Raw genomic sequence first — 12,952 nt, 5'->3', positions numbered from 1 at the left:
TTATAATACTTTTATTTAAATAACTTTACCTTTTCAATTTCTTCTTGAGAAGGGATTGAACTCTGAGCCCCATTTTTAGTAACTACTATTGCGCTTACTAAAGCAGCATAGTCCAAAGCATCTTCTATGGCAATTCCTTGAGAAAGTTTTGTAGCGAATGCCCCAAGATAACTATCTCCAGCACAAGTTGAGTCAACAGCATTAGCCTTGTAAACATTAATAAACTTACATACGTTTTGGGTGATAAGATATGATCCAGCAGCCCCCAAAGTAACAATCAGGTTTTTAATATGTTTTTCTTTAACAAATTTTTGTGCCGCTTCTAAAAATTGACTTTGCGATTCAAATTTTTGATTCATTAAAATTTCAAGCTCTGTTTCATTGGGAATTAAGTAATCCACTTTTGATAAAAACTTTTCACAATTGCTTTGGACTGGAGCCGGATTTAGAATAACTATTTTTTGCTGCTCATGGGCATAATTGATAATATCCTCAACAATATTGAGAGGAATTTCTAACTGCAAAATTATAATTTCTTTTAAATCAATAACCTTTTTGATAGTTTCCAAATATTTGGAATCAAAGTCAAAGTTGGCTCCTGAATGAACAATAATTTGATTATCACCAAAATCATCAACAATGATATTTGCCATTCCTGTAAAAAATTTGGAACTGACTCTAATTTGATCAATCTTAACATTTGCCTCTTTATTTAAATGCTGCAAAATTTTACTTCCATACTCATCATTTCCAACAACACCTAAAAGTTCAACATCGCCACCAAGTTTACCTATCGTATATGCCTGGTTAGCACCTTTACCACCAAAATGATATTCAAAGCTGCTCGAAAAAATTGTTGCTCCTGGTTTTGGTATTTTTTTAACCTTGAAAACTGAATCTACATTTAGTGAACCAATAACTACTATCTTATGCATAGGACTCCTTTAAGATAATTATATATATTAAAAAAAGGCACAAGCCTTTTTTTGATTTAAATTATGCTAGTACTGGATTGACATTTTCAGAAATATAAACTCCTATACATAACATTGTCATTATAATTACTAACACTCCAACAAAGAAAGGAAGCATTTTTTTCAAAAAAGTTCCGTATTCTACTCTCGATAATGCCAAACCACCCATTAGTGCAGCAGACATTGGAGTAAATAAATTAACGAACCCATTAGCATTGACAAAAGCTGCAATTGAACCTGACGCTAATGCTGGGTGAGCTACTCAAGTTCCTGGCGTTTGACCTTCAATTGCAACAATTGGAGCAATTAGTGGAAAAATTAATGCAGAAAATCCAGAAGTAGACGGAATCAAAAATGAAATTGGAATAAAAATTAAAAATAACAAAATAAGTTTTACATATGAACTTTGAACTCCAGATAACCCATTTTTAACAACCTCAGTAATTAAAAATTTGATATTAGAATTTTCAATCCCAATTGACACTCCAGCCGCAGTTGCCAAAACAAAAACAACCCCAATATAATCAGCAGCGCCTTCTGTAAATTGTCCCAAAAATTTTTCTTGGCCTAGCCCATTTACAAGACCCAAAATAACAGTTGCAATCATAAAAAAGGCTGCAACCTCAATTAAATATCCAACTCCAATCCCTGGAATTTGGCTAGAGAAAAATCACAAATGTTCGTGAACTCATTGCGAAGCAGTCTCAAATCAAGTAATTCCAAAGATACTATCTCATTTAACTAAGTAAACTAACATAAGTAGAAAAGTCAAACAAAAAACTCAAACAGTAATCTTACGCTTTCAATTCATTTCAATTTTTTCATAAGAATTTGCGAGAAAAAACTTTTTATCGCCTTCTAAAGTAGCAAATACTACAGATTTTTGAGGATCATTTTTTACCTTTTTGGCATACTTAATTGTAAAAACAATTGCAAATATTGTTAAAACAGCTCAAGTACCAAATCTTCAAACCAAACCATCTCCTGATGAAATAAAGTTTGGGTCTTTTGCTCACTCATTTAATTCATTTACAGCAACAGTCACAGCAAAAGGATTCAAGGTTGAACCAACTACTCCAATTCCTGCTCCCAAAAAAACAATTAAAAAAGCTGTAAAAGTATCAAATCCAGCCATTAGCATCAGTGGAATACAAATGGCATAGAATCCCAGTGACTCTTCACACATTCCTTCAATTGATCCACAAATAGAGAAAAACAACATTAACGGAACAGTTGCTCAAATTTCTTTTCCTTTTAAAGTAAGAGTGATATTTTGAGCCATTCCTTCTAATGCTTTAGAACGAACAACTACATTTATAAAAGCACCAATCATTAAAATAAAAATTACAATTTCAACTTGGCGTTCAAATCCCTTTAATGGTAAATAAAAAATATCGAGAATTCCTAAAGCTTTAATCGGTACTCAAATTTCATTACCTTGTTCATCAACTCCTGAAACTACTTGTTTTCCAGTCAATTTCAAAATTCATGATAGAAAAACAACTGCAGCTACAATTAATAATAAAATAACTACAGCAGCTCACATTTTGCGAGTTTTTTTAACTTTTGGTTTCTTTACAACTCCACTAACTGAAGCTGATGGATTTTCTTGATAGTATTCATCAATACGTTTATTAATTTCTCCTAAAGAAATATTAAGAAGTTCTATCGTTTTAGTTTTCTCTTCATTGCCATTATCTGGCAAATTATTTTCTTGGAGAATTTTTAATTCAACATTTTTCTTAAGATCATTTAGTCTTTCTAACTTATTTTGATCCATAGCTGAGTACCTTTCTACAATATAATATTTCGTGCTTTTTATAAAATTATACTTTAATATTTATAATATTAAGATAATAAAATAAAAAAATAACGTGTGAAAATAGTTTTATTGTCTTGTTTAATTTGTTTTTTACTATTATTATATAAGCAGCAAAAAAATTCGAGGAGAACTAATCACATGGCAAAAATACTAGTACTATTGGAATCACCATCTAAGGTTACAAAAATTCAGCATTTCTTGGAGGAAGAGTTTTCTGAAAATCAATATGAAGTTTTGGCAAGTGGAGGTCACATTACTAAAATTGCAGATACAGGTACTTGAGGTCTAGGAATTGATTTGGAAACAATGACTCCTAAATTTATAAATGAGAGAACAAAAGCCAAGAATATTGCAGCAATTAAAAAAGCTGGAAAAAACGCCGATGTGATTGTGCTTGCTTCAGATCCGGACCGTGAAGGAGAAGCCATTGCTTGACATTTAGGAAACATTTTTGAAGGTACAGGTAAAATTATTAAAAGAGCAACTTTTAATGAAATTACTAAAGATGCAGTTGTTGAAAGTTTCAGAAACTTAAGAGAGATTGACTTGGATTTGGTTAAAGCTCAATTGTCACGTCAAATGTTAGATAAGATTATTGGATACTTAGTTTCTAAATCACTACAAAAATCAACAGGATTGATGAGTGCAGGACGTGTTCAAACTCCAGCCTTAAATATTTTAGTCACTCGTGATAAATTAATTAAAGCTTTTAAGGAAGTTATTTATCGTAAGATTTCTGTAATTAACCAAGCTGAAAATATTTTATTAACACTGAATAAGGGATTAGACAAAAAAGTTGTTAATACAGAAAAAACTTCATATATCTCAACAGAACAAGCAAATGAAATTATTAAAAGTCTTTCGACTTCTTATCAATGTAGCGAATACGTAGCAAAAGAATTTGAAACACGAAGTTTTAAACCTTATTCAACAGCAGGACTCTTACAAGATGGATTTTCAAAATTGAGATTAAGTGCTGCTCAGATTACTGTTGCCGCACAAAAATTGTATGAAGCTGGATTGATTACTTATATTCGTACAGATTCAACTCGATATAGTGCCCAATTTATTAAAGAAGCCAAAAACTACATTGAAACAAATTTTGAAAATAGCTTATACAAAGATCCAATTATTATCAAAACTAAAAAGGATGACAAATCGCAAGATGCCCATGAGTCAATTCGCCCAACGGATTTATTTATTACTCCTGAAAAAGTTACTATCGAAGATGAATTGCAAAAACGTATTTACAATTTGATTTGATGAAATACAGTTAAATCATTAATGCGTGGTCCTTCTGGTCTAAATCATCGTTGGACTTTCATGAATAATGGTTATGAATTTAAGCAATCTTGGCAAGAAATTACTGACTTTGGTTATCAAGCAATTAAACGCTCAACTTTTGATGAAGGAATTGAATTGAATGAAGACGATGAAGAAGTTGCTCAAAATACTAAAAATCCAAAACCTAAATTGGAATTCAAAACTGGGTTTACAAAAGAAATATCAAAAGATTTTATAAAAAATGATGAAGCCAAAACTATGCCACCAAATATGTTTAACCAAGCAAGTTTAATTAAAGAACTGAAAAATTTAGGAATCGGGCGACCCTCTACATATAATCCAATTTTGGCAAAACTAAAAGAGCGAGAATATGCAATATATCACAAAGGTAAGGCTATTGAAATGACAGACAAGGGTTATATTGCTAATAACTTTTTATATAGTAAATTTGAAGATTTTTTTAATTTAAACTATACAGCTAAAATGGAAGAAACGCTGGATGAAATTTCTGATGGAGATTATAACTATGTTAATTGGTTGAAAGATATTTATACTAAACTAAATGACCGAGTTTTATTGGAAACTGAAAATGCCAAGACAAGCGATATTCCTTGTCCAAAATGTGGCGAAGGTACTTTAGTATTTATTAAGTCCCGTTTTAATCGTGGTCGTGGATGTTCAAACTTTACAAAGACTAAATGTGGTTACCGTGAATACGAACAGCCTGACGGAACCTGAAAAGAATATGTAACTCCAGAAAAAACTACAGAGACAACTAAAAATAAAAAACCAGCTAAAAAATAATAAGAAAAAGTTAGAATAATAATTCTAACTTTTTCTTATTTTAAATAATTTATTGTTTTTAAATTTGAGACTTTGGCCTCAGTTGACTTGTTAAAAACAATTGTGTCAAAATTTTCAACAAAAAATCTTGAAGTAAAAATAGTTTGATAATTATCTGCAAAAATTTCAATTGATGAAGAATCAACATAAATTTCAACAGTTTGGTGCTTAAATTTTCTGCATGCTTTTCTAATCGTCTCAAAATTTCAAGTTGGATTGGCTGTTTGTTGTGAGCGATCCAAAATAATTTCCTTATCTGTAAAATTAATTTTAATGTTTTCACCTTTTGAATTCAATAATTCGATTTTTAAATCATTCTCTAGTTCAAATTCTAAATGAACTGCCTTGTCAATTTTTAAACTTTTTGACTTTTGGTTTTCAGTTTTTATTAAAATATTTTTCTTAAATTCATTGAACGGTTTTTGAACAAGAGTGTCATTATTTCATGAAAGTTCACGGGGAATTGTTAACATGGAATGTCATGAATACTTATCTGTTGGATATTGAACATCAACTGCTCCTAATCATCCAATCATCAATAATTTGTCATTATATCAATATGTTTGAGGTGCGTAAAAGTCATGTCCATAATCCATTGTTTTCATAATTGAAGTTTCACCCAATTTATAATTTTCTAAATCTAAATTTTTGATTGCAGTATAGACAACATTACGTGAGTTATTAAGCTCATAATCATCTTTAAAATTAAATCATCCCTCAGAAGAAATCATAAATAGTAGTTTTTCTTCTAATGAATCTAAATTAGGACATTCTCACATGTAACCATAGTCTTCATTTTTTAGAGAAGGTTTTAAGATTCTATCAAAAGTAAATGTTTCATAATCAGTTGTTTTATAAAGGGCTAAGCCTCCCATTTTATCATCTTGACATTGAACTCCAAAAATCATATAAATTTGATCTTCATATTTAAAAATTTTTGGATCTCGAGCATGAGGCGTAAACAATGTCGAATCATGTTCAACTGCAATTCGCTTATTAACAATTTGGTCGCCAATTAAATCAGCACTGATTTGAACTTCTCGAATCATATTTCCTTTGCCATCTTCAATATTACCAGTGTAATAAATTTTAGTCCCTTTAGGAGTTTCAAATGCAGAACCTGAAAATGCACCAGTGATTTCCCCTTCATGATCAGGAATAATTGATACTCCTAAGTCTAAATAATTAACAAAGTCTTTAGTTTTTAAATGATATCAATGTTTCATTCCATGATATGGTTGAATTGGACTTCATTGGTAATGAACATGATGATAGCCATCTTTGTAAATTAATCCATTCGGGTCATTTAATAATCCATTTGGTGGAGCAACATGATATAGGGGACGATAAAACTTGTCCTGAGCTACTAAGTCATTGGCTATTTTAATATTTTTTAATTCATGCTGACTAATTTTATTCATTAGTATTTCTTTATTTATTTTCATTTTAATTTACCGAAAAATCTCTTTCTAAAACTTTTTGATTCATTTCTTTAAATACTTTCAATTTTGATAATGCTAACGTGCTTACAAATGTGACTAGAAATGTAACCATAATAGCAACTGCCATTCATAAATATGGTCCTCCAAAAATTGTTTCAACATTCAAGTTGCTTAGGGTGTTTGGATCTGACGTAACTGATAAGAATACTAATAACGATGCATTTCCCATTGTACATACAACTCCTGAAAAAGTAGTAATTAAGATTCCAACTGTTGCTCCAATACTTGCGGCAATTACTGGAAACATAAAACGTAATGTTATTCCAAATAATGCTGGTTCTGTTGAACCACTAATATATGCTAATGCTGATGAGGGAATTCCTGTTTTACGTAATTCTTTATTAGTTCTATTAATAATCATTAAAGCTATTAAACTTGTTGCAACAGCGATGTTCAGTTGTGTGAACATTGGCATAATTGTTGTTCCACCAAAATTTGTAAATTGTTGCATATTTATTACAACAAATATTTGAATAAATCCAGTTACTACCATTCAGGGCAATAACAATCCAAATGCTGGATTAAAAATATATTTAGCAATACTGTTTGTTGTTGCTCAAACAATTCCAATATTCATCCCGTAAGTTATTATTAGTCCAATTGGTCCTACTATTAACATTGCAATAAAAAAAGTCGCAATAGTGATCATTGGAATAGCAACCATTTCTTTGATAACTGGATAATTCATTTTCTTTGTAGCAAATCTTTCTAAATAAACACCAATAAAACTCATAAAAACAATGGGTAAAATTTGTCCCTCATAAGATATTTTTCAAGGATAAGAACCAACAATTTGACTAAAGGAAATGTCTCATTTGAAAATTGGATCACCATTACCCATGATTTGGTCAGTCATCATTAAATCTTTACAACAAAGAACAATTCCAATTGTGATTCCAATTGCTTGGCTACCCTTCATTACTTTAAAAATTGATCAGGGAATCAAAATTGTAAAAGCCAAATTAACGCCTGATTGTAAAGTTTTTAGCATGCTTCCGACAGTTTGGGCAACTTCACTTGTTGAAGCCAATGTTCCACCTCCAAAATCAATACCATTAAAGACATTAGATAAAGTCGAAACAATTGCTAATGTTATCAGTAAAGGAATAATCGGATTCATAATAACAGCAATCCCATCTGTTAACCATTTGAAGAAACTTTTGTTATTGGTGTTCAGCAAATTTACTTCAAACGTGTTGGGTAAACTTGTAAACGAGATTCTTAAGCTTCTAATAAATGTAATAAAAATATTTTCAATATCGGACTTAACAATAAGCTGAAGTGTATTGTCTTTTATTAAAAAAGCCTTAAAAAGAATTGTATTATTTAACGCATTCTGATTCACCTTACTTGTATCCTTAAGTGTGATTCTAATTCTTGTAGAACATCTATTGATGTTTTCAATATTTTTAACTCCCCCTACTGATTCTTTTAAAATAGAGCAGTCCTTTGCATAGGGAGATTCTTTTTTTGTAATCTTCATACTCTCTCCTGTTTAGAATTATTTCCATTTTTAATATTTATTTTTGGAAATAATCATATTTTTATTATAAGAACTCCATTTCTGAAATCACAAAATTTTTAAAAAAAATTGTAATAACTTATAGTTATAGGAAATTTAAATTACAAAGATTTTTTTAAAAAAAATAAATTATAATTAAAAATCTTCAGGTTATAAAACCTGAAGATTTTTAATGTACTACTTATTTAATAATTTTTCGATAGAACATTCAGTATCCCAAAAGTCCCAATAATAAATATACGAACAGCATAATAATGTAACTTGCAGCAACATTAAATGTTTTTCCAACTAAAATCACTTGACTATAATTACGTCCCTCAGAAAATTTTGCAAACCCTTCTGAATTTGTTTTAGGTTCTTTATATCCTTCAACATCGTAAATATACAATGGGTTACTTGAACCAATTGAACTTGACAAAGAAAAGCGATCTCAAGCTAGATTATAAGTTTTGTTAGTTTGAACGTTAAATATTTGTTTTCATATAATGTCAAACGGATTGGTCATATTCTTCAATAATAGATTTTTTTGAACTTCTTTACCTGTAAGTTTTTTTTCAGAATTTGAATCTAAACGATATGGATATGTTGAATCTTCAATTTGAATTGCTAATTCTAATAGCTTAAAAGCAGCTCTTTGAATTGTACGTTGTCCAAGAGAAGTTCTCATTCCCTCTGCCCAACTAAAATCAGTTACTGTAAAGCCTCAACTTCCACTAATTCCACTAGAACTAACTTGTTCATTGACAATAAAGGTAAAAATTTGCTCATCACGATAATTTCTTTCACTAAAAGGATGATTGGTTGTCAAATACTTTGACTTAACAAAATCATCAACAATTTTTAAAAAGTCTCTAAGCTCAGAGTTTGCGATTTTGCTTATTTTTTGATAATCATTATTGTAATTAAAATCACCTTTGAAAATATTTTTTCGATTTAAGTTTTTTGAGACATTTCAGTAGTTTTGATTATCTTCTTCTACAAAAATAGAATTATGAATAACATTTGCTCCATAATTATTTTTTTCGCTAAAAAACTCTTTATCTAAATTGACAATTTTAGTTAAATTTTCCATTAATTTATAAGTTGCCAAGTTTTTTATTTCAGGCTTTAAAATTGGATAAATTTCTTTATAATCATAGCCACTTTCAGAATTACTTGGAATATATTTTAATGGTTTATTCTCAATTTCTGTAAATAAACCCTCACTTAAAAGATCATAGATATACTTGTTATTTAGTGAATTGTATTCATATCTGCTTCCTTTTCCTTGCGCCAATTTATATGTACTCACATCAAAACTATAAAAATTTTTATCCTCAAGTTCATCTTTTGAAATATCATTTCCTTGTATATCTATATATTTCTCAATTGAATTTTCAAATTTAGAAATATCAACTAACATTTCTTCAATCTTTGAGTTTTTCCCATACTTATAACTAAGCTCATTAACTCTACTAATCAAATTATATTTCAAGCTGATTTCAGATAAATTCTGAATATTACTTTTATTTGTTAATGTCGACACACTCCCCATAATTGGGGTAATTGCTGTTAAGCAAAATAAAATAGTTCCAAAGACACCCATTAAAATTGAACTTCTCATAGTTACGAGTAACAACAAAATGGCAGTCAAAAACATATCAAACAATAAAACAAAAAATAATCCTGCTGTTGATTTAAGCGCAATTAGTTTACTAGCCTCATAAGGAGAGACTATATGAATTAAGAAAAATAAGAAAATAAAAATTCCAATTGCACTAAGCGAAAACATTTTGTTTACTAAAATTCTTTCATAAAATAGTTTGGACTTAGATATCCCACTACGTATTTCTAAATTCATTACTCCATTACGAATTTCCTTGGCAAATGATGAGGATATACTATGAATTTCAAAATATGTTAAGTAAAAAATCATAATTGCTATCGGAATAAAAACAGCTGCGGTTTTACTTGGGTTCCCTTCTTTTACAAAAATGAACGCTGATCCTATATTAATCATTAATATCGCCAAAAAACATAAAGTAGTCATTATAATTCATGTTTTAGACTTTAAAAAACCAAATGTAAGTCGTTTAAAAATTGGAAATTTAGTTGATCTATCAAAACTAGAAATTTGTTTTATCATTTTTCTTATTCTCGCTTTCTTCTTTTACAATAGCCTTAATTTTCTCATAATTAATAGTTGTTTCTTTATCTCCAATTGCTTTCATATAAACATCACGTAAATTTTCTTTTGTTTTATCAAAGTCATTTTCATAAATGATTTCGCCATGATTGACTAATACCACCTTATCAATTAATAAGTTTAATTCATCAATATTATGGCTTGTTATCATAATTGTTTTATCATACTCACGAGCCAAAAATCTTAAAACTTCCATGAATTCTAAACGTGATTTGACATCTAAATTAGCTGTTGGCTCATCTAAAATAATCATTTCTGGGTCTGTTACTAACGTTGCCAATAATAATGCTCGCTTTTGCATTCCTGCAGACAATTCATCAAATCGACTTTTATGAAATTTTTCCAAACTTAAAGCTTCCAAAAATCGATTAAAATATTGATCTACATACTGCTTGGTGATTCCTTTTAAACTAGCACAATAATAAGCATAATCTTTAATTTTATATTGATGCGGATAATTATTTTGATCAGGAAAAAATGCTATTTTAATAAGAGCTTCAGGTTTTTCAGTAGAAATCCCTTTTAGAAAAACTTCCCCCAAATCCTTTTTGTATTCCCCAAAAATAAGTTTAATTGTCGTAGTTTTTCCAGCTCCATTGTCACCAATAAAACCAACAATTTGACCTTTATTAATTGTGAAACTTTCATTTTTTACCCCAACACCTGTTTTAAAAATTTTTGTTAAGTTTTTCACTTCAAAATAGGCAGTTTCTTCTTTATTACTTTTTCTCATAAATATCCTTTTTATTGTCAAACGACTACACTTATTTTATACAAAAAAAGAGAATAATGTTCTCTTTTAAGATTAATTGTTTTAAACTCTTTGCTAATAAAAATTCTTGAAGATTTCATCCGCTTTTTCAATTTAGTTAACACATGATAAGTTTCCTGTTTGTCAATTAAATACACAATAACGCTACTTTAACTTTTGATATTGTTATTTTCAAAGCAAATTATTATTCTTTAATATATGACGATGTACTATCACTTTATTCATAACTTTAATTTGGCTTTCATTTGGTATTAAATAGCTGACCAATTCGGTAAATCACAGTTAAGATAAGCAAAGAATCAGCATTTGTAAACGCGGCTACTTTTATTACACCAAAAAAATAATGATTTGGTCCTGCTGCCTAGTACTATTGCCTGAAGGATTAAACAAGTAGTTCTTACGTATGAGTATTTTCAAAGGCAAAGATTATTCCACTAGAATTTGATCTCTTTTTTTAATTACAGTTATGTTCGAGTGCTTACAGATTTTTCTTTGCCCTTGGTTGTGGAAGAAAATTTCTTTTGTTTTCTGTCGACATTTCAATATCACATAAAGTATGCGAACGCCATTGATACAACAGTTCCTAAGAATGATAGTGTTAATGAAATTAGTGACGATTTTCAATTTTCTTCTCAGCTTTGTGGAGACGGAATAACTCCAAAGAATAATGCCATTCCCAAAATAGCTATAATCATGACTGCGAATCCTATTGCTACATATTTGTTTTTAATAAAACACATTTCTATTTCAACTTTGTCTTTTAGCCTAATTCTTATATATCCTACAAATAAATATAAGAACGGGACTATTGCTAAAGATGTTGTTGCCTGAGTAATAGTTACTAAGAAATCAGAAGTTCCTTCTCCAGGTTTACCTTCTGTTGTTGTTCCTACTAGAACTAGTAAAACTACAACGGTAATAAATTGAAAGTTTAAAGCATTGGTAGGAATTCCATTATGATCTAATTTTGATAATCATTTACCTGTTGCTTGTTTAGGATTTTCAGAATAGAATACTTTTGCAGGCCCAACAGTTCAAAATGCTAAAGCTCCAAAAGTATTAACTGCAAAAATTAATGCTGTGAGTCTTAAGATAATTTGTCCTCATACTGAGGTTGCCGGATCTAAATTAAGTAGAGCTGGAAAGACTCTATAGTAAGAATTAGACATTCCCCATTTTTGTAACAAGTCTTGATCAATAACTAGGCTCATTGTTAAACCACAAAGAACCATAATTATAATTGTAAAAACATTTCCTAAAATAGCTGCTACCTTAAATGCTTTATGATCACCTTTTAAATCTTTTTGGAATACAGCAATTGTTTCAATTCCATTATAAGCAAAAAATACTCATGGAAGTGCTGACATGAATGCTCAAGTATTTCCCTTAAAAAAATGTTCATTTAACGGATTAAAGAATTCTCAACTTCAACTATGGCTAACTTGTTTGTAAACAATCGGTAATGATATGCACAAACCAACAACTACGAATATTAACCCTAAGAATAAAGAAGCCATTCCGCCAATATTGGTTACATGTTTAATTCAATTCGGCCCTTTTTTTGAAAGGTAAGTTGTAAACCAAAATAGTAAAATTGCAAATAGCGACAATAACATAGTTGAATATCTTGTGGCGTTATTCTCACTAATGCCTTTTGCAACCAATTGACTTGCTAAAATATCAAATCCATTGTTTCCCATAATTACAAATGATACTGATATTACAGCAAATGGTGCTAGTGTTGCAAAAAAGAACACGTTAGCAAAATAAGATGATCAGCTCGCGATGAAACCATTTTTTTCTCCTAAAGAATAGATGCATCATCCTCCAAGACCCGCTTCATTATTACGAAGTTTTTTAATACTATTAAACTCGATTGAAACGAACGTAATGGGAATTGCATAAATTATTCCTCCAATTAAGAATAAAACCAAAGTCATCACTCCAAATTGGGATTGATTGTTAACGATATTTCGAAAACTAAAAACAATTGCAAACACTAAAAATACTAGTGCTGATTTTGTAAAACTTTTTCTTCTCATTAGTTT

Annotated in this window: 8 protein-coding genes; 1 reads left to right on the top strand and 7 read right to left on the bottom strand. The window is 29.6% G+C overall.

What is annotated here, in order from left to right:
* Positions 1 to 11 precede the first annotated feature (11 nt).
* A complete protein-coding gene (gene rbsK / locus CXP39_RS00395; protein ID WP_027048373.1) occupies positions 12 to 935 on the bottom strand; it encodes a ribokinase in 924 nt (307 codons plus the stop codon).
* A gap of 61 nt (positions 936 to 996) precedes the next feature.
* Positions 997 to 2,754, bottom strand: a complete 1,758-nt coding sequence (locus CXP39_RS00390; protein ID WP_051591887.1) for a YfcC family protein — start codon at positions 2,752 to 2,754, stop codon at positions 997 to 999.
* A 180-nt stretch (positions 2,755 to 2,934) separates the two neighbouring features.
* Between CXP39_RS00390 and CXP39_RS00385 the strand changes: the two genes are divergently transcribed.
* Positions 2,935 to 4,884, top strand: coding sequence for a type IA DNA topoisomerase (locus tag CXP39_RS00385; protein ID WP_027048371.1), 1,950 nt, complete (start codon positions 2,935 to 2,937; stop codon positions 4,882 to 4,884).
* A 35-nt stretch (positions 4,885 to 4,919) separates the two neighbouring features.
* Here the strand turns inward: CXP39_RS00385 and CXP39_RS00380 are convergent, their stop codons facing one another.
* The 5 genes from CXP39_RS00380 to CXP39_RS00360 form a co-directional block, all read right to left on the bottom strand.
* Positions 4,920 to 6,344, bottom strand: a complete 1,425-nt coding sequence (locus CXP39_RS00380) for a glycoside hydrolase family 32 protein (protein WP_169733718.1) — start codon at positions 6,342 to 6,344, stop codon at positions 4,920 to 4,922.
* A gap of 25 nt (positions 6,345 to 6,369) precedes the next feature.
* Positions 6,370 to 7,908: a PTS transporter subunit EIIB gene (locus tag CXP39_RS00375; RefSeq protein WP_027048369.1), complete on the bottom strand. Its 1,539-nt coding sequence runs from the start codon at positions 7,906 to 7,908 to the stop codon at positions 6,370 to 6,372.
* 220 nt (positions 7,909 to 8,128) lie between these two features.
* Positions 8,129 to 10,072, bottom strand: coding sequence for an ABC-2 transporter permease (locus CXP39_RS00370; protein ID WP_027048368.1), 1,944 nt, complete (start codon positions 10,070 to 10,072; stop codon positions 8,129 to 8,131).
* Positions 10,053 to 10,865: an ABC transporter ATP-binding protein gene (locus tag CXP39_RS00365; RefSeq protein ID WP_051591886.1), complete on the bottom strand. Its 813-nt coding sequence runs from the start codon at positions 10,863 to 10,865 to the stop codon at positions 10,053 to 10,055. Before CXP39_RS00365 ends, CXP39_RS00370 begins: the two co-directional genes overlap by 20 nt.
* Positions 10,866 to 11,368: 503 nt before the next feature.
* On the bottom strand, positions 11,369 to 12,946 hold the full coding sequence (locus CXP39_RS00360) for an amino acid permease (protein WP_027048367.1): 1,578 nt from the start codon (positions 12,944 to 12,946) through the stop codon (positions 11,369 to 11,371).
* Positions 12,947 to 12,952 lie beyond the last annotated feature (6 nt).

The organism is Mesoplasma syrphidae (assembly GCF_002843565.1).
Lineage (GTDB): Bacteria > Bacillota_I > Bacilli_A > Mycoplasmatales > Mycoplasmataceae > Tullyiplasma > Tullyiplasma syrphidae.
This window is presented reverse-complemented; position numbering and strand designations above follow the sequence as displayed.